General features: G+C 60.5%; 13 protein-coding genes and 2 pseudogenes. 5 read left to right on the forward strand and 10 right to left on the reverse strand.

All coding sequences use genetic code 11. The annotated features are described in order from the left end of the window. The first annotated feature begins 43 nt into the window (after window positions 1-43). Window positions 44-448 (forward strand): MFS transporter, encoded by a 405-nt coding sequence (locus ACKFRX_RS10025; protein ID WP_408927772.1) that lies wholly within the window; start codon window positions 44-46, stop codon window positions 446-448. On the opposite strand, the gene ACKFRX_RS10030 is transcribed toward ACKFRX_RS10025, so the two are convergent. After that, window positions 445-1,068, reverse strand: coding sequence for a disulfide bond formation protein DsbA (locus ACKFRX_RS10030; RefSeq protein WP_408927773.1), 624 nt, complete (start codon window positions 1,066-1,068; stop codon window positions 445-447). The genes ACKFRX_RS10025 and ACKFRX_RS10030 overlap by 4 nt on opposite strands. A 97-nt stretch (window positions 1,069-1,165) precedes the next feature. On the opposite strand from ACKFRX_RS10030, the gene pepN reads away from it, so the two are divergent. After that, entirely contained in the window at window positions 1,166-3,682 is a 2,517-nt protein-coding gene (pepN, locus tag ACKFRX_RS10035) for an aminopeptidase N (protein ID WP_408927774.1), read from the forward strand. On the opposite strand, the gene ACKFRX_RS10040 is transcribed toward pepN, so the two are convergent. The 7 genes from ACKFRX_RS10040 to ACKFRX_RS10070 form a co-directional block, all read right to left on the reverse strand. Next, window positions 3,675-4,457, reverse strand: coding sequence for a GntR family transcriptional regulator (locus tag ACKFRX_RS10040; RefSeq protein WP_287556325.1), 783 nt, complete (start codon window positions 4,455-4,457; stop codon window positions 3,675-3,677). The genes pepN and ACKFRX_RS10040 overlap by 8 nt on opposite strands. A 75-nt stretch (window positions 4,458-4,532) precedes the next feature. Then, the gene (locus ACKFRX_RS10045; RefSeq protein WP_250409290.1) at window positions 4,533-5,249 is read right to left on the reverse strand and encodes an SDR family oxidoreductase; all 717 of its coding nucleotides are present in this window, start codon (window positions 5,247-5,249) and stop codon (window positions 4,533-4,535) included. Window positions 5,250-5,314: 65 nt separating this feature from the next. Next, window positions 5,315-6,529: an alkylhydroperoxidase domain protein gene (locus ACKFRX_RS10050; RefSeq protein WP_408927775.1), complete on the reverse strand. Its 1,215-nt coding sequence runs from the start codon at window positions 6,527-6,529 to the stop codon at window positions 5,315-5,317. Between the two features lie 29 nt (window positions 6,530-6,558). Continuing rightward, on the reverse strand, window positions 6,559-8,181 hold the full coding sequence (locus ACKFRX_RS10055) for a dipeptide ABC transporter ATP-binding protein (RefSeq protein WP_408921930.1): 1,623 nt from the start codon (window positions 8,179-8,181) through the stop codon (window positions 6,559-6,561). Then, the gene (locus ACKFRX_RS10060) at window positions 8,181-8,993 is read right to left on the reverse strand and encodes an ABC transporter permease (protein WP_005324024.1); all 813 of its coding nucleotides are present in this window, start codon (window positions 8,991-8,993) and stop codon (window positions 8,181-8,183) included. The genes ACKFRX_RS10055 and ACKFRX_RS10060 overlap by 1 nt, the downstream gene beginning before the upstream one ends. Beyond that, entirely contained in the window at window positions 8,990-9,997 is a 1,008-nt protein-coding gene (locus ACKFRX_RS10065) for an ABC transporter permease (RefSeq protein ID WP_408927776.1), read from the reverse strand. Before ACKFRX_RS10065 ends, ACKFRX_RS10060 begins: the two co-directional genes overlap by 4 nt. Window positions 9,998-10,000: 3 nt before the next feature. Continuing rightward, window positions 10,001-11,656: a TIGR04028 family ABC transporter substrate-binding protein gene (locus ACKFRX_RS10070; protein ID WP_408927777.1), complete on the reverse strand. Its 1,656-nt coding sequence runs from the start codon at window positions 11,654-11,656 to the stop codon at window positions 10,001-10,003. A gap of 202 nt (window positions 11,657-11,858) precedes the next feature. Here ACKFRX_RS10070 and ACKFRX_RS10075 point away from each other — a divergent pair. Next, window positions 11,859-13,728 (forward strand): annotated as a pseudogene (locus ACKFRX_RS10075) (FAD/NAD(P)-binding protein). 35 nt (window positions 13,729-13,763) lie between these two features. Here the strand turns inward: ACKFRX_RS10075 and ACKFRX_RS10080 are convergent. Next, window positions 13,764-14,921, reverse strand: coding sequence for a cystathionine gamma-synthase (locus ACKFRX_RS10080; protein WP_408927778.1), 1,158 nt, complete (start codon window positions 14,919-14,921; stop codon window positions 13,764-13,766). A 144-nt stretch (window positions 14,922-15,065) separates the two neighbouring features. On the opposite strand from ACKFRX_RS10080, the pseudogene ACKFRX_RS10085 reads away from it, so the two are divergent. Continuing rightward, window positions 15,066-16,075, forward strand: a pseudogene (locus ACKFRX_RS10085) (mechanosensitive ion channel family protein). Beyond that, window positions 16,076-16,459, forward strand: a complete 384-nt coding sequence (locus tag ACKFRX_RS10090) for a globin (protein ID WP_284820698.1) — start codon at window positions 16,076-16,078, stop codon at window positions 16,457-16,459. It begins immediately after the preceding pseudogene. 110 nt (window positions 16,460-16,569) lie between these two features. Here ACKFRX_RS10090 and ald read toward each other — a convergent pair whose 3' ends face one another. After that, on the reverse strand, window positions 16,570-17,661 hold the full coding sequence (gene ald / locus ACKFRX_RS10095) for an alanine dehydrogenase (RefSeq protein WP_200435290.1): 1,092 nt from the start codon (window positions 17,659-17,661) through the stop codon (window positions 16,570-16,572). Window positions 17,662-17,850: the final 189 nt, after the last annotated feature.

Below are 17,850 nucleotides of genomic sequence, written 5' to 3' on the forward strand. Positions count from 1 at the left end.
ATAAGCTCGCGGACAACCACCATCGCTATAAAGGAGGAAAGCCATGCCTATAACAAGGCCAGCTCTCGCGCTCTACGGCGGAAGCCTTCTAGTCTGCATTATCCTGCTCGGCGTTCAGGTTTCCGGCGGCGGGGGCTTCCTCCTCCCGCTTATCGCGAGCATTCTTGCCACTTTGGCTCACCTGGGCCTGGGGGTGTGGTGGATTGCGCAGAAGGTGCGCGGGAATCCGCGGGCCAACGGGGGCGCGATTGCGGCGGGGATTATCGCGCTTCTTGCCGGTGCCTCGTGGGCATCCTGGGTGCTTGTCGCCTGGGACGACTTCCGGGCCGGTACGGCGCTTCCCTCTATTAATATTGCGGGTCTGCCGGCATTCATCTTGACCCCGCTGACCATCGCGCTGTGCGTCGGCGCTGCGATTCAGCTGCGCCGACGTAAAAAGACCGCTTAGTTTTCCTCCACCTGGGGCATCTCGGTGCGGGAGCGCTTGAGCTCGAAGAAGTAGGGGTACTGGGCAAGGCGCAGGGAGGCGTCGAAAAGCTCGCCTGCTTCTTCACCGGTAGGGATGCGGGTAATGACTGGGCCGAAGAAGGCGGTATCGCCCAGCTTGATAACCGGGGTGCCTACCTCATCGCCCACAGCGGAAATGCCGTTGTGGTGGTACTCGCGCAGCTTTTCGTCATAGTCCTCGGTATTGGCTACCTCGGCGAACTCGGCCGGAAGGTCCACCTCCGCTAGGGCCTGGGCGATGATGTCATCATAGGCGCCAAAGCCGGTGCGCATACCGTTTCCCTTGGCGTGAATCAGGGTGCCCATTGCGGTGTAGAGCTCGTCTACCTTCTCAGGGCGCTCGGCCTTCACCTTGGCAAAGACGCGGGCTGGGCCCCAGTTAGCCTTCATCATGTCCATGTAGGTGGAGTCCAGATCGCGGCCGTCGTTAAGCACGGACAGGGACATCGGCTCGAACGAGACCTCAATGTCGCGCACCTTTTCCACTTCCTTAATCCAGCGCGAGGTGGCCCAGGCGAAGGGACAGGATACGTCGAACCAGAACTTTACTGCGTCAGCCATGAATACTCCTTTGTTTGAAAAAGTTTGCCCCACCAGCCTAGGTGCGCGACTACTGTGGATGCAGAACTATTTTCGGCTTAGAAGGAGAATATAGGCTATGACCTCAATAAACCTGACTCGCGAGGAAGCGGATCAGCGCTCCCGAATGATCGAGGTGGACCATTATGATGTTACTTTAGACCTCAAGTATTCGGATACTCACTTCCTGTCCACCACGAAGGTGAGCTTTACCTCGCGAGAGATCGGCTCGACTTTTATCGATCTGCGCGCCGAAGAAATCCAGGAGGTACGCCTCAACGGCAATCCCCTGCCCACTGCTTCCTATAACCCCGCCTATGGCATTCCATTTTCTGGCCTCCAAGTAGCCGATTACACGCTGGAAGTCACCGCCAAAATCCCGTATTCCCGCACCGGTGAGGGCCTGCACCGCTTTGTAGACCCCGCCGATGACAAGGTCTACCTTTATACTCAGTTTGAAACCGCCGATGCCAAGCGCGTCTTCGCCTGCTTTGACCAGCCGGATATGAAGGCCACCTATGCGCTGCATTTTAAGGCGCCCGAAGAGTGGACCATCATTAGCAATGGCCCGGTGACCAGGGAGGGCGATGTAGCCAGCACGGCTATTGACTACCCGTTGTCCACCTACCTGGTAGCCCTGTGCGCCGGCCCGTACCACGAGGTGACCGATACCTGGCGCGGCGAGCTGACCGCACACCCAGAGGGCAAGCCGGCCCAAAAGCTCGAGGTGCCACTCGGCATCTACTGCCGCGCTTCGCTCGCCCACGCACTGGATGCCGAGCGCCTATTTACGGAGACCAAGCAGGGCTTTGATTTCTACCACCGCAACTTCGGCTTCCCCTACCCCTTTGGCAAGTATGACCAAATTTTCGTGCCGGAGTTCAACGCCGGCGCGATGGAAAATGCCGGCTGCGTCACCATCCGCGATGAGTACGTCTTTACTTCCCAGGCCACGCACTATAAATATGAGCGCCGCGCAGACACCATCCTCCACGAACTAGCGCATATGTGGTTCGGTGACTTGGTCACCATGCAGTGGTGGGACGATCTGTGGCTCAATGAGTCCTTCGCCACTTGGTCCGCCGCCATCTCCCAGGCGGAGGAAACCGAATATGATACCGCGTGGGTGACCTTTGCCAATGTGGAAAAATCCTGGGCCTATCAGCAGGATCAGCTGCCGACCACCCACCCGATTTCCACCGATGCCAGCGATATCGAAACGGTGGAGCAAAACTTCGATGGCATCACCTATGCCAAGGGCGCTTCGGTGCTCAAGCAGCTGCAGGCTTATGTCGGCCGCGACAACTTCCTGGCCGGCGTGCGCCGCCACTTCGCCGCCCATGCGTGGGGCAATGCCACCTTTGATGATCTGTTGCGCCACCTAGAAGAGGCCTCCGGCCGCGACCTTTCCTTCTGGGCGCAGCAGTGGCTCAAGACCTCGGGCATCAATACGCTTAGCGTGGCACTCAATGCGGATGAATCCGGCAACATTACCCATGCTTACCTCACCCAGAGCGGCGATACTTTGCGCACCCACCGCGTAGCGGTAGGCCTTTACAACTTGCAGGAAGGCCAGGTGGTGCGCACCGATCGCATCGAGATGGATATTGATGGCGCCTCCACCGAGATTCCTGAGCTCATTGGCCGCCCATTAGCCGATATCGATTTCTTGCTGCCCAATGACGATGACCTGACTTATTGCCTCATCGAGCTGGACGCGGGTTCCCTGCAGTTCCTGCTGGATAATATTGATAAGTTTGCCGATCCCATGGCCCGCACCCTGTGCTGGTCTACCGCCTGGGAGATGACCCGCGCCGGCACTATGCGCGCCCGCGATTTCATCCAGCTGGTAGCCCGCGGCATGCAGGCCGAAACCGAGCTTGCAGTCCTCGAGCGCATTGTCCTGCAGGCCTCTAGCGCGCTCAAGAACTATGCCGATCCACAGTGGGCCGCCCAAAGCACCCTGCTTGCCGACGCCCTCCTCGACGGCGCCCACAGCCCTGATGCCCAACGCTCCATCATCTGCACCCAGGCGCTGGCGAAGATTCGCCTGCACGATAGCGCGCGCGAGTACCTGCGGGGCGTGCTCGAGTCCTCCGAGGATGCGGGGCTGCGCTGGTCCGCACTGGCGGCACTCGCCGCCGATGGCGCGGTAGAGGACGTCGCTGCTGCCACGGATGCGCAACTCGAGCGCGATAATTCCGCCACCGGCTACTACTCTTCCCTGCGTGCCCGCGCAGCCGTGGCAACCGCTGAGAACAAGCGCGCAGTATGGGAAGAAATCGTGGCGGGAAATCTCACCAACCGCGAGCTCACTTCCAAGCTGGAAGGCCTGCTCTACCCGCATAGCGATGAGTTCCTGCCCACCGCAGAGTTCTTCGACATCGCAGAAAAGGTATGGTCTTCCCAGTCTTCAGAGGTGGCGCTTACCACCGTGACGGGTCTCTTCCCTTCCTGGGATATCACGCAGAAAGGCCTGGACCGCGCCGATGCCTTCTTGAAGAAGGAGCTGCCGGGTGGTCTGCGCCGTACGATTACCGAGCAGCGTGACCGCGTAGCCCGAGCGCTGCGCAACCGGCAAGTAGACGCTAGCTAGGCCGGCTTCCCAGCGCCGCTTCCCTTCTCAGGTAGGGTCGCGGTGCGGGATCCTCGCCCAAGACCACTTCTACGTTGGCGATATCAGAGCGCAGCGACTCTTCAATATAGGCAAAGACCGCGCCCGACTTATTCTTTAGCAGCCGCACGAACCGCAGCAGCGGGTGCGACCGGCTCACGTGCAGGAGTTTCTGTTCTTCGGTGCGAGCGGTAGCGGCACTCATGCTCTCGCGCTTAAAGACGGGCTTGAGGTTATAGCCAGTCAGGATTTCCATAATGGGCTCGCGCAGATCGTGCTGATTGAGATCGGGAGCCATATCTACCGGGATGGTGTAGCGCGAAAGGATGACGGGCTTGCCATCGACTGTATAGAGGCGCTTGATATCCCACGCAAAGGTGGAATCGCTAACGCCTAGAACCGCTGCCACGTGCTTGGGCACGTGGGCTTTATTGACGGAGACCACTCGTACGGCGGTCTCGTGCCCGCGCTCGCGCAGCTGGGTGACAATATTGTCCTTATTGGTCAGGCTCAGTGTAGGGGGAACCGTGCGCACATAGGTGCCGCCGCTGCGCCCGCGGCGGCGGTCAATGAGGCCTTCTACTTCCAAAATGTCTAAAGCATGGCGCACGGTCATGCGCGCAACATGGAATTCCCGGACCAATTCGCGTTCGGTAGGAAAACGCTGACCGGGTTCTAATTCATTGCGTTCGATCTTGTCGCGTAGGGCATCCGAGATACGGAGATAGGCGGGCCGTTTTCGGCTTTGGGAATTCACAGCCCCCGAGTGTAATGGACACCCCTGGAAACTAACCCCATTAATGTGTGATGTCCATTACCATCACTTGCGTTCCTATTTGCGCAGATGTAACTCGATTCGCGGCCTGACCTGGATTTCCGTCAGCTGGGTGGTGGGGCCTGCCTCTACCACGGTACGAATGGCACGAGCCACCTCAGCCGGGGCAATAACCTGGGAGGGATCATAATCCTGCAACCCCTTAAGCATCGGGGTATCGGTAGGCCCCGGAGCCACGGTGGATACGCGGATTCCCGGCTCGGAGATGCGCAGTCCATCGGCGAGTGCATACAACGCGTGCTTGGTCGCCGCGTAGATGACGTTATCGCCGTAGCTGTGGCGTCCAGCGCCAGAGTTAATAAAGACCACGGTGCCCTCCGCCTTGCGCAACTGCGGCAGCAAGGCGCGGGTCAGCTCTGCAGGGGCATGCACGTTGAGGTCCATGTGCGCGCGCCAATTTTCCGGCGTGGCTTCCTCCACGGAGTACTTGGTAGCTCGCGCAGCAGCGTGGACGAGCACGTCCACGCGGTCCAGCTCCGGCAGTTTCATGCCTTCATCGAGGCCGTCGACGAGGTCGATGGCTACCGGCGTAATGGAGTCCGATTCGGGCAGATCCGCTGCGCTACGCCCCAGTGCATACACATGGTAATCACCGGCCAGGTCAGCGATGATTTCGCGGCCCATGCCGCCGGTAGCGCCGGTGACAACGGCGACCTTCTGCGGGGTTTCGCTCTCCGCGTGTGCTGGTGCGGTGGCATTCTTTGTATCAGTCATGCCGCCCCATCATAGGGATCCTTTGCTTTAAGCGCCGCACCGGACCAGTCACCGGCGATAGCCGATTAACGGAAGCGCTTAGGCACGTCCGGCTGGCCCAAGGTGAGCATCAAGCGATTAGCCCAGTTAAAGAAGGAGGAAGCGTAGATAAGGTCCAAGATGGACTGCTCATCGAATCCCGCCCCACGCAGGTCCGCGCATAGTGCCGCATCGAAGGCGAAGGGGGTTTCCGTCAGCGCCACGGCGGCGCGACGGATAAGGTCCCACTCCTTTGAGCCAAGATCGGCATCGATGCCCTCGTCCAAGAGGCGGTCTACGATTTCACGGTCGCCGCCTTCCTGGACGCACCGCGCCTGGTGCACGGAGGCACAGTACTCGCAGCCGTTGTAGCGCGAAGCCACAGTAGCGGCGAGCTCGCGGTCCGCACGGGAGAGCCCACCTTCGGTGTTATAGAAAATGTCCAGGTCAGTCAGCGTGCGCGCCTTCAAGGCCGCAGGGTCGCGGGCGAGCAAGCGGAAGTACTCGGAATCGATACGCTCTGGCTTGATGAGGGCATCAGTATGCACCGCGGTGAAATCCTCCTTCGCCAGCGCCTCTACCCAGGGCTTCCAGCCCAGGGAGTGGTTGACAAAGTGGTCCGGCAGCACAGTATTGGGCTGCAGCGTATTCGCAGTAACCTCCCAACCCGGATCGGCCACGCCGGCGGCGCGCTCGGCTGCGGGGTGGGATGCGGGCTCCTCGCCAGAAAGCACGCGCAGGCCGTGGACCACGCGCAGCTGGAAGGCCAAAAATGCCACCAGCTGGGACAGGCTGATGATATCCGTAGCGGACCATCCTGCGGCATCGAGGTGCCCGATGGCCTGCGGGGAGGCGTCCTTAGGGTGGAAAGCCAGAAGGTGCGCCCAATCAAAGGCCGCAGCTAGGCGTGTGCCCAGCGCGGCTTCCGCGGCGGTATCGCCGAAGATAAGGAAATCACCCTGGTGATACGGGCCGGTGGACACACCGCGCTGGCTCGCGGCGCGCACGGCGGCAACAAGGTCCTCGTCGGCCTCATCTTCCAGCAAGTCGAAGTAGAAATCCGCAGCCTCGCTCGCCTGGTAGATTGCAGCGGTAAAAGCCGCTACGGCATAGCGCTCCGTATAGGAGAACTCGCCTGGTTCTGCAGGCTCGAGCAAAGCGCTAAAGCTCAGTTGCGCATTGTCCTGTGCATCGTGTCGCGCACGGCGCAGCTGTTGCACCTCGGCGGTGGCGTGGGAGAGCTCATTAATAATGTCGGTCATATTTTCAATCCAACCTTTCTGGGGCGCGGTTATAGCCCCAAGTTTAGGTCTCCGGCACGATAGCGGGAGCCTGGGATGGCGTCAATTAGCTGGCGCGTGTACTCGGTTTCCGGATGCGCAAAGACCTGCGCGGTAGGTCCGGATTCCACTTGCGTGCCGTGGGAGAGCACGGAAACGGTATCGGAAATTTGATTAACTACCGCCAGATCGTGGGAGATGAAGATATAGGTAAGCTCCAGCTCGCGCTGTAGCTCGTCGAGCAAGCGCAGGATCTGCGCCTGCACGGTGACGTCGAGCGCGGACACGGCCTCATCGAGCACCACGAGATCGGGCTCAATGATCATGGCGCGGGCGATGGCCACGCGCTGGCGTTGGCCACCGGAGAGCTCGCGGGGACGGCGGGAAGCCATGGAAGAATCCAAGGCCACCAAATCAAGAAATTCGCGTGCTTTGGCACGCGCATCCCGCTTGGAAGCGCCGGTGAAATTGCGCACCGGTTCGGCGATGGTATCGCCGATGCTCAAGCGCGGATCCAGCGAGCCAAAGGGATTTTGGTAAACCATCTGGATCGAACGGCGCAGCTCACGACGACGCTTGCCACGAGCGGAGCTAATGTCTTCGCCGCCCAAGCGAATGCTGCCGGAGGTGGGCGTGCTCAACAAGGAAATGGCGCGGCCGGTGGTGGTCTTACCGGAGCCAGACTCCCCCACCAATGCATGGGTGGTGCCGCGGGCTACGGAAAAGTTGATGTCTTCTACCGCGGAGAAATCCCCGAAGCGTTGGCTCAGCCCCTCCACTTCGAGCAGGGTTTCGCGGTGCGCGGGCGCGGCGGCCCGCACAGGAGATGCGGCCTGGGAGGAAGTGGGGGCGGTGAGCGAGGGGGCGTCGGCAAGCAGGCGCTTGGAGTAGGCGTGCTGGGGATCGGTGAGGACGCGGGCAGCAACGCCCGACTCGCGGACGGTGCCCTTTTCCATCACCACGATGTTATTGGCACGGTCGCCTGCCACGGCCAGATCATGGGTAATGAAAAGGATGCCCATAGTGAGCTCTTCGCGCATCTCATCTAGGAGGTCCAGGATGATCTTCTGCACGGTGACATCGAGCGCGGAGGTAGGCTCATCGGCGATGATGAGCTCCGGCTCCATTGCCACGGCCGCGGCAATGAGCACGCGTTGCTTCATGCCGCCGGATAGCTCATGCGGGTACTGGTCATAGCGGCGCTGCGGATCATCAATGCCCACGCGCTCCAAAAGCTCCAGTGCACGCTTCTTCCGGGAGGCCTTATCGCCCTGCCCGTGGATGGCTATGCCCTCCTCCACCGAGGCGCCGATGGTCTTGAGGGGGTTAAGCGAGTTATTGGGATCCTGCGGAATAAGTCCAATACGGCGACCGCGCAGCTCCCGCCATTGCTTTTGGGAATACTGAGTAACGTCGCGGCCGTCGAAAGTAATGGTGCCAGAAACGATCGACGCATTGTCTGGCAGCAGGCCAATGGCGGCCATGGCGGAAGTGGACTTGCCGGAACCGGACTCGCCAACGATGGCGGTCATCTCGCCAGGGTTTACCTCGAGCTCAATGCCGCTTACCGCTTCTACCTCACCGTGCGCGGTGCGGTAGGTAATGGATAGATCACTAATGCTAAGCAGGGACATTAGGCCGCCTTTCGCAGTGTCTGGCTGAGGTGGTTGGCCGCGAGGACCACGGCGACGATCACAATGCCCGGGGCGATGGTCAACCAGCCGGCCGTGGCGATGTAATCGCGCGATTCAGAGATGAGCAAGCCCCATTCCGGGGTTGGGGGCGGTGCGCCATAGCCCAAGAAGCCCAGGGTGGCTAGCTGCAAAATGGCCAGGCCAAATTGCAGGGCTGCTACAGCGAAGACCGCGGTGAGTGAATTGGGAAGAATATGGCGCACGAGCACCTGGAAGGAAGAACCGCCGGAGCCATAGGCGGCCTCGACGAAATCGGAGCCGGCAACGCTAAGCACCTGGGAGCGTGCCAGGCGCGCAAAGGTGGCCACGGAGGTGATGCCTACGGCGATGGCGGCATTGAAGATGCCGTGGCCCAGCACGATGATGACGGACAAGGAGAGCAAGAGTCCAGGGATGGACAGCAGCACATCCACAATGCGCATGATCACGGCATCGACCCAGCCGCGGCGCACTCCAGCGATGATGCCCAAAATGGTGCCGACGATGAGGCCGAAGAGTACGGCCAGCAACGCGCCTAGTAGGGATTGGCGCGCGCCATAGACCACGCGGGTATAGAGATCACGGCCGACGGCATCGGTGCCGAACCAGTGCTGGAAGCTGGGTTGTAATAGTGCCGTGGTGTCCCCGCCCTGATTAGGGTCTTGGGAGGTAAACAGTTGGGGGAACAGCGCGCAGAGCACCGCCAGGCCCAGCACAATCAGCGAGATGATGGTGCCCGGGGTGAGCTTCAGCTGTGTGGATTTAAGCTTCATGCTTGGACCTTCTTCTCGTTCGTTGCGGTGGTATCGGCGGTGGTGGCAGCGGTGGCGGAGCTAGGTGCAGCCTCGCGCTCGCGCAGGCGCACGTCAAGCACTGGGTAGAGCAGGTCCACAATCAGATTGATAAGGACAAAGACGGCGGCGGCAAGCACCACGATGGCCAGTAGCACCGAGGTATCGCGATTAGCCACCGCATCCACGGTCAGCGCGCCAATGCCGTGGCGGGCGAAGACCGCCTCCGTCACCACGGAACCGCCGACGAGCTCACCAAAGGTAAGGCCGGCCATGGTCAGCGCCGGCAGCAGCGCGTTGCGCAGGACGTTGCGCCACAACAACCAGGCACCGCTAGCACCCTTGGCACGCACAACCTGCACGAAGGACATATCCATTACCTCATCGATAGAGCGCAGTAGCACCTGCGCCAGCGGCGCGGCCACGAAGATAGCCAGGGTAATTACCGGCAGGATGAGGCTTTGGGCGTCGCTCGCGCCGATGACCGGCACCCAGCCCAAGCCAAAGGAGAAAATCTGGATCAAAATGATGCCGATCCAGAAGGTGGGCAGGGAAACCATCACGGAAGGCAGGCTGCGGAAGAAACTGCGCAGCCAAGAAAATGGGCCAAAGGTGGAGACAATAGCCACCACGAAGGCCAGAACCACGCCTACAAGGAAGGCGAAGACCGCCAGCGCCAGCGTGGAGGGAAGGGCATCCGCCAGCATCTCCGATACGGCGGTACCGGTGGCGACGGAAAAGCCGAAATCACCGGTGAGGAATCCGCCGAGCGCGCTGAAGTAGCGGCTTAAGATCGGCTCATCGGCGCCATAAACCTCGCGGATGGCGGCCAGCTGTTCGGCGTTGAGCCCCAAGTTGGGGTTGTCATAGCGGGTCGCGACGGCGTCACCAGGCAGTGCTGCCAGGAGGATGAAAGAAAGGGTGAAGGTTGCCCAGATAACAAGCACGGCTTGGCCGATGCGCAGGGCAATAGTTTTCAGGCTCATGGTTTAGTCCTCCCCTTCTGTGGGGTTGATGTCTACCGCATAGAACGATGGGCGGCCGATGGCCTCGGCGCTAAAGCCCTCGATATAGGGCTGGAAGCCATAGACCTGCGGCTCTTCAAACATGGGCAGGATATAGGCCTGTTCGGACAGGTAGTCCTGCATGCGGCCGGTCATGGCGAGGCGATCCTTTTCACTGCTGAGGTTGAAGTAATCCTCCACCAGTTTCTGCAGTTTCTCATCGCCAAAGCTATCGGTCTTCTCGTCATAGTTGAGGAAAGAATTGCGCCCGGTGCCATCCAGCCACGTGGCCAAGGTGTCCACGTTGGCGCGGCCGGTCATGGTGTGGCGTACCTGCACGATGTCTTGGTCCTTCATGGCCTTCTGCTGCGCGGAGCGGTCACCCGGGTTGAGGTTGGCCTCAATGCCGACGTTCTTGAGCATCTCTTGGGCCTTGGTGAACATCTCTTTAGAGCGCGGCTGTGGGACGGCCTCATTGAAGGTGACAGAAAGGCGCTTGCCGTCCTTTTCGCGAATGCCATCTTCGCCTGGGCGCCAGCCGGCCTCATCGAGCAGGCGCTTGGATTCTTCTGGCTCGAAGGCATAGTTGGCGGACTGATCCTTATAGCCAATAGCCGTCTTGGCCAGGATCGAGGTGCCCTTGGGGTAGGAATCAGAAAAGAGGGTGTCCAGGATGTTATCGCGGTCGATGGCGTGAATGATGGCCTGACGTACGCGCTTATCTTCTAGGAGTGGATGGCGGAAGTGGAAATGGAAGCTATTATTCACTCCACGGGTGGGCGCTGCGAAAATCTGCAGGTTTTGATCCTTCAGGTGCTTTTCGTCGGGGGCTTCGATCTGGCGCGCGACATCGGACTGGCCGGCTACAAGCGAGCCCACGCGCACGGAGTCTTCGGCCGCAAGCACGATATTGATGCCCTCAATATCGGCCGGACCCTGGTGGTCCTTGCGGGCCGGGGGCGCCCAGTCATAGTCCTCGCGCTTCTTGAGCACCAGCTTGGTGCCCAGCTCTTCTTCTTCGATGACGAAGGGGCCAGAACCGGAAATTGCGGTGGCGTTGCCCGGCGCGAAGCCGGTGTCATCCAAATCCAGGGTGGCATTAGACAGCAGGCCCTGGTTCATCACGGAGGTGGACTGCGGGAAGCCTGGGGAAGGCTCGCTGAAGTAGAACTTTACCGTGTAGTCATCGATGACCTCGGACTTTTCATAGTTGGGCAGCTGCTCCGATGGAGTGAGCATGCGGTCCTCATCGCCTAAGGCGTAGAGGTCATAGTTCTTCTTCACGTTCGCGGCATCCAGGCGGGAGCCATCAGAGTAGGTCACGCCCTGGCGAATCTTAAAGGTGAATTCGGTGTTGTCCTTATTTGCCTTGGGCATCTCCTCCGCAATCCATGGGTGCAGCTCGAGGGTATCCGGGTCCTGCCAGAGCAGGCGGTCCGTAATGTTATTGAGCACACCACCATTGGGGTAATAGCCGCCGGAGGGCGGATAGAGGTTATTGAACATATTGGGCTCGACATAGGTGACCATGCCATCTTCCGCGGCGTGGGAAGTAGAGGCGCACGAGGTAAGCGAGAGAGCTAGCGCGCCACTGGCCAGGACCGCGGCCACGGGCCGCAGGAGCCGAGAAAATTGCTTCATAAAAGCTCGAGTTCCTTTAAGTCTTAAGTAGTACTCGCCCATTAGACCACACCCATACTCCCAAATACAAGACCGGGCGGTCTACTTGTCCACCTGCTAAAACGGCGACCCAAAAAGAATACTGTAGACAATCCAGTCTACTTTAGGTCAACTGCCAGGTCCGATGATCCTGAAAGGGCCTGAATGTGGCACGATAGGAGGTATGTCTACTCCAGCAATCGCGATCGTCGGCATGGGCCCGCGCGGCATTTCCATCTTGGAACGCCTCTCCGCCCGCATGGACGATTCCAGCGACCCCATTACCGTCCACCTCATCGATGACGCCCAACATGGCGCCGGCCGCATCTGGGAAACGGATCAAACCAAGACTCTGTGCATGAATACTCGCGCCGGCGCGGTCACCCTCTTTACCGAGCCCGGCTCCACCGTTGATGCCCCTGTGCTCGAGGGTCCCATTCAGTACGAGTGGATCCAGCTGCTGCGCGGCGATGGCGAGAATATCTCCGCCGCCAAGCGCGAGCTTTTTGAGCAGCACCCACCGGCCGCACATATTGCCCAGGACTACCGTGAGGAACTCGCGGCTACCCGCCCCGAATCCAACCCTTCGCGTGCACTGTATGGCGAGTACCTGCGCTGGGTCTATGACGTGGTCATTGCACGTCTGCCCAAGAGTATTTCCACCGTGAATCACTTCAGCCGGTTGGAGACCATCAAAGAGGACGGTCACCAAGACGTCCTCCACCTATCTGATGGCTCCGAGGTGCGCGCCGATGCCACGGTACTGGCCTATGGCTGGATGATTCCGGAATATAACGAGCAAGAAAAGCAGTTGGCCGCTTCCGGTTTGAACTGGATCGCCCCTAATAACCCGGTAGAGCAGGACTATGCCGCTATCCCCGCCGGCGAGGACGTGCTGGTGCGCGGTCTGGGCATGGGCTTTTATGACATTATGGCGCTGACCACCATCGAGCGCGGCGGTACATTCGTGGAGGATCCTTCCGCGCGTTCCGGCCTGCGCTATGAGCCTTGCGGCCAGGAGCCCAACTTCATCATTTCCTCCGGCCGCGGCTACCCCTACCACCCCAAGTCCGAATACGGCGAGCTGCCGCCGACCATGCCGCGCCGCCGCCTGCAGGAGGTCATTGCGGAGCTCAGTGGCACCCAGGACATCGACTTTGACGCCCAGGTTTGGCCTGCCATTGCGCGCGATAGCTACGAGGCCTATATCACCACCTTGGAGCGCGTGCGCCCGGATTCCCTCCTGCGCCCGCGCGCAGAAATCCTCGAGGTCATCGACGCCACCGCCCCCGATGAGCTGGGCGCGGCCATTGCGCCCATGGTCACCGAACCTTGGGACATGAACGATTCTCATGTACCAGATTGCCGGGTTTACCGGGGACATCGCTGAGCTCACCGAGCACATTGCCCAGTCCATGGAAGGCGATATTCGGGAGGCCGCCGCCGGCCACGACTCCCCTATCAAGGCCGCGCTGTGGTCGCTTTCGCAATCGCGCAAGCCGGCCTCCATCCTCGGCGCAGAGGGCCGCTACACCCGCGAATCCCGCACTGGCCGCTACGGCCAGGTCATGTCCTTTGGCCAGATGATCGGCTCCGGCCCGCCGCTCTTCCGCGTGCGCCAGCTGCTCGCGCTTGTCGACGCCGGCCTGGCCCACTTCTTAGGCGATCACCCCACCGTGTCCATAGAGGCCGATCACTTCACTTTGACCTCCGGCCCGCGCTCGGCTTCGGCGCCCACGCTTGTCGACGCCTTTATGCACCGCCCCGATATCCGCACCGCCGGCGATGCCATGACGCGCTGCTTGGTAGGTTCCGCCCGCGTGCGCCCCTTCCCCGATCACGGCCAGCCCACCGGTTCGCCGGAAACGGATGGGGCCACACGCCGCACCGTTCACCCGGACGGCGAGTTGGATGCACGCCTACACATCGTGGGCATCCCCACCTATTCCCAGTGGCCGGACACCACCATTTCCCCCATGCCGGGCACGGACCCGCTCATGCTGCAGGAAACCGACAAGGCTGCCGGTTCCCTCCTTGCCGTGGTGCGCTCCTAGCCACCGCACCTGCGCTATGGGCCCAGTGCCGCGGCCTATAGCGCGTCGAAGGCCTGCTCCAAGTCCGCAAGTAGGTCATCGATGTCTTCGATACCGATGGAGATGCGCACCAGATCCTCCGGCGGCACCAGCTCGGACCCTTCCGCGGATACGTGCGTCATATTCTTTGGATGCTCGATAAGCGATTCCACTCCGCCCAGCGATTCTGCCAGGCAGATAAGCCGCGTATTGAGGCAGATCTGCTTGGCATGCTCCGCGCTGTGGAAGCGCACGGACATCATGCCGCCGAAGCCACGCATCTGCTGTGCCGCCAGCTCATGCCCCGGGTGCTCCTTCAGCCCTGGGTAGAGCACCTGCTTGATCTCGGGTCGCGCCTGCAAGAATTCCGCTACTCGCTGCGCATTCGCGCAGTGGCGGTCCATGCGCACCGACAGGGTCTTGATGCCGCGGGCGGTAAGGTAGGCGTCGAAAGGCGAGCTCACCGCACCCACATTGCCCTGGAAGTAGAGCAGGCGCTCGTCCACGTGGGCGTCATTAGTAACTACCGCGCCACCCAGCACATCGGAATGCCCGCCTAGGTACTTGGTGGTCGAGTGCAGCACGTGGTCGGCGCCGAGTTCCAGCGGGTTCTGCAGGTAGGGCGTGGCAAAAGTATTGTCCACCAGCACCTGCGCGTTGCCCTTAATCTTGGCCACCGCGGCAATATCGGTGATATTTAGCGCCGGATTAGTGGGCGTTTCTAGCCAGATGAGCTTGGTATTTTCTTGGACCGCGGCGGCAACCGCTGCGGTATCGCTGGTGTTCACGATGGACATCTCCACGCCCCACTCGGTGAAATCATTGAGCAGGCGGTAGGAACCACCGTAGGCGTCATTGCCTAAAATGACGTGATCTCCTGGGCGCACCAGGATGCGGATCAGCGTATCGGCGGCAGCCATGCCGGAAGAAAACACGCGCGCATACTCCGCGCCCTCCAATGCCGCTAGGGTGCGCTCGAGCGAGCGCACGGTCGGATTGGCCACGCGGCCGTATTCGAATCCGCCGCGCAGCTGCGCCAAGCCGTCTTGCGCAAACGTGGTCGAGGCATAGATGGGCACGTTGATAGAGCCCATGTGCGGATCCGGGTGATAGCCGCCATGGATGGAACGGGACGTAAAGCCTTGAGCGAGGTTCTGCGTGCTGCGTTCAGTCATAGCACCACAGTCTAGACCAAGCTGTTCATTTCCAACCGAGAGATGGGTATTTATTTTCACACTCTCAGACACCCACGACTCATCGCACTTTCAGCCTCTGCCCTTACAATGGGCGCAGTTCATTTTGTCCTCGACTAAGAAAGAATGATGAATACGCAATTCTTAGCATCCGCCGCTTCCACCACGGACTCGGCCATCGAGTCCGTGTCCAGTTTTGGAATGACGAGAAGGTGCAAAGCTGGCTTATCGAGCGCCCCATTCGCATCGCCATCATCCTTATCCTGGCCATAATCGTCCACTGGCTGCTCCACCGCATCATCAACAAGGTGGCTGACAACAGCATCAAATCCACTGGCCTGGATAAGCAGCGCTTCCGCGAGAAATTTAAGGGACGGTCCCACCACCCCGAGCTAAGCCAGCAAGAAGAGGCCATGCGCCAAACCCGCGAGACCCGGCGCGCCTCCCGCATCAAGACACTTGCCGGCGTAGCCCGTTCCGCCGCCGCCATCTTCGTCTGGGTGTGGGCCGTCATCGCCATCCTGGATGAGTTAGAGGTCAACGTAGCGCCGCTTATTGCCTCCGCCGGTGTCATCGGCGTTGCCCTCGGCTTTGGTGCACAGGCGCTGGTGAAGGACTTCCTTTCCGGTATCTTTATGCTCATTGAGGACCAGTACGGCATTGGTGACGTGGTTGATTTGGGCAATGGCGTCTTTGGCGATGTCGAGTCCATTTCCCTGCGCATCACCACGGTCCGCGATATCGATGGCGCCCTCTGGTACGTGCGCAACGGTGAGATTCTCCAGGTGGCCAACCACTCCGATGAGTACTCTGTTGCCCGCATCCAGGTTCCGGTAGGCCTTTCTAATGACCCAGAGGTTGCTGGCGAAATCATTGAGGACGCAGTGAAAGAAGCCGCACAGGACGAAAAGGTGCGCAAGCTCATCCTCAGCACACCCCGTGTGGACGGCATGTCTGGCTTTGAGCCGGATTATGTATCCTTCCGTGTCTCGACCAAGACCTTGCCGGGCAAGCAGTGGGACGTGCAGCGTTTCCTACAGTCCCGCGTGCTCAATGTCATGCACACTAAAGGTATTACCACCCCCTACCCGCACGGCATCGGCATTGCCGATCCCCGCAAGGAAGAAGAAGAGTAAATGGATTCTGTCTATGAGGCCATCGGCGGCATGGAGACCTTTGAGCGCCTCGTCCACGGCTTTTATTCCCAGGTCAAAGGGGACGATGTCATTGGCCCGATGTACCCCGATAATGACTGGGAAGGCGCCGAACAGCGCCTTACCTGGTTCTTGGCACAATACTGGGGCGGCCCGCAGCTATTTTCTGAAAACCGAGGGCACCCGCGCCTGCGCATGCGCCACGCCCCCTACCCCATCGATATCACCGCGCACGACCGGTGGCTTGAGCTTATGGGCAACTCCCTCGCGGACATCGACGAGGACACCATTCCACCCGCCTACCGCGAGATGATTTGGGATCACATGCAGCGCGTGGCCGCCATGATGATTAACAAGGCCCCGTAACCACGCCAACCCCTTCAGCGCAGATAACTAGATAACTCAAGCCCGGGCCCCGTTTCTAGCGGGGGCGCCGGGCTTGTGGTGTATCTAGCGCTGACTACGCCGGGTGATGACTAGTCTTCCCAGTCAAAGGCCTTGCGCACAGGCTCGGAGACCAGACGGCCACCGCGAGTCATGACGCCGCCTTCCAGACCTGGGAAGCGCTTGATCGCGGCATCCAGGCTGTCGTTGGCCACCGCGCGGATGTACGGCAGGGTCGCAGAAGACAACGCGCGGGTGGAGGTATTGGCCACCGCACCCGGCATATTCGCCACGCAGTAGAACAGGGTGTCATGCACCTTGAAGGTGGGGTCATCGTGGGAGGTCTTCTTGGAGTTTTCGAAGCAACCGCCCTGGTCGATGGCTACGTCGACGAGCACCGCGCCCTTCTTCATCTTCTTTACGGTCTCCTCACGCACCAGCTTCGGCGCGGCGGCACCCGGAATAAGGACGGCACCGATGACGAGATCGGCTTCCTGCAGCTCCTTATCGATGGTGGCTGGATCGGAGATCAGGGTGCGGACGCCACCGGCGTACTGGTCATCGAAGCGCTGGAGGACGTGCGGATCGAGGTCCAGCACCGTCACCTCGGCGCGCAGACCGTGGGCCATAGCTACAGCGGATGCGCCAACCTGGCCGCCGCCGATAACTACGACGCGTGCCGGCTGGGTGCCCGGAACACCGGAGACCAGCAGGCCGCGGCCGCCCTGGGTGGACAGCAGGTGATGGGTGCCTTCGATAGCAGCAAGGCGGCCAGCCACCTGGGACATCGGGGTAAGAAGCGGCAGGGTGCCGTGGCGGTCGGTGACCGTCTCATAGGCGATGGCGGTGGTATTGGCGTCGACAAGTGCCTCAGTCAGCGGACGATCCGCCGCAAGGTGCAGGTACGTGAAGACGGTGAGGTCTGGGCGCAGGTACTGGTACTCAGCTTCGAGCGGCTCCTTCACCTTCAGCAGCAGCTCTGCCTGTGCCCAGGTATCTTCCGCAGTGCCAACGATGCTGGCACCCGCGGCCTCGTACTCGGAGTCCGGGAAAGAAGCGCCTTCACCGGCACCAGTCTCAATGAGGACCTCATGGCCATCCTGAACGAGGGTCTGTACGCCGCTCGGGGTAAGAGCCACACGATTCTCGTTATTCATGATTTCTTTTGGCACAGCAATACGCATTACATAGTCTCCTTGTGGGTGCAGGAAATTACATCTACCATGTAAGAGTAACGCAGGACACGTTTACGCGTGGCGCTCTGCTGACTAATTCACACTGCGGGGGTAGCGTTACACTAACGCGCCAGTTAAACACGCTGTTCACAAGGTTTCGGGCGACACGGCCCAAGGATCCCCCTACCCCTAAGACAG

Origin of the sequence: Corynebacterium tuberculostearicum (assembly GCF_046097465.1) — a bacterium.
Taxonomy (GTDB): Bacteria; Actinomycetota; Actinomycetes; order Mycobacteriales; family Mycobacteriaceae; genus Corynebacterium; species Corynebacterium tuberculostearicum_I.

Bases quoted from the DNA above. Each gene is read 5' to 3' on its own strand.
- ACKFRX_RS10055 (WP_408921930.1), bottom strand. From the start codon at position 8,181: ATGTCCCTGCTTAGCATTAGTGATCTATCCATTACCTACCGCACCGCG.
- ACKFRX_RS10065 (WP_408927776.1), bottom strand. From the start codon at position 9,997: ATGAGCCTGAAAACTATTGCCCTGCGCATCGGCCAAGCCGTGCTTGTT.
- ald (WP_200435290.1), bottom strand. From the start codon at position 17,661: ATGCGTATTGCTGTGCCAAAAGAAATCATGAATAACGAGAATCGTGTG.
- ACKFRX_RS10025 (WP_408927772.1), top strand. From the start codon at position 44: ATGCCTATAACAAGGCCAGCTCTCGCGCTCTACGGCGGAAGCCTTCTA.
- ACKFRX_RS10060 (WP_005324024.1), bottom strand. From the start codon at position 8,993: ATGAAGCTTAAATCCACACAGCTGAAGCTCACCCCGGGCACCATCATC.
- ACKFRX_RS10070 (WP_408927777.1), bottom strand. From the start codon at position 11,656: ATGAAGCAATTTTCTCGGCTCCTGCGGCCCGTGGCCGCGGTCCTGGCC.
- pepN (WP_408927774.1), top strand. From the start codon at position 1,166: ATGACCTCAATAAACCTGACTCGCGAGGAAGCGGATCAGCGCTCCCGA.
- ACKFRX_RS10030 (WP_408927773.1), bottom strand. From the start codon at position 1,068: ATGGCTGACGCAGTAAAGTTCTGGTTCGACGTATCCTGTCCCTTCGCC.
- ACKFRX_RS10050 (WP_408927775.1), bottom strand. From the start codon at position 6,529: ATGACCGACATTATTAATGAGCTCTCCCACGCCACCGCCGAGGTGCAA.
- ACKFRX_RS10080 (WP_408927778.1), bottom strand. From the start codon at position 14,921: ATGACTGAACGCAGCACGCAGAACCTCGCTCAAGGCTTTACGTCCCGT.
- ACKFRX_RS10045 (WP_250409290.1), bottom strand. From the start codon at position 5,249: ATGACTGATACAAAGAATGCCACCGCACCAGCACACGCGGAGAGCGAA.
- ACKFRX_RS10090 (WP_284820698.1), top strand. From the start codon at position 16,076: ATGGATTCTGTCTATGAGGCCATCGGCGGCATGGAGACCTTTGAGCGC.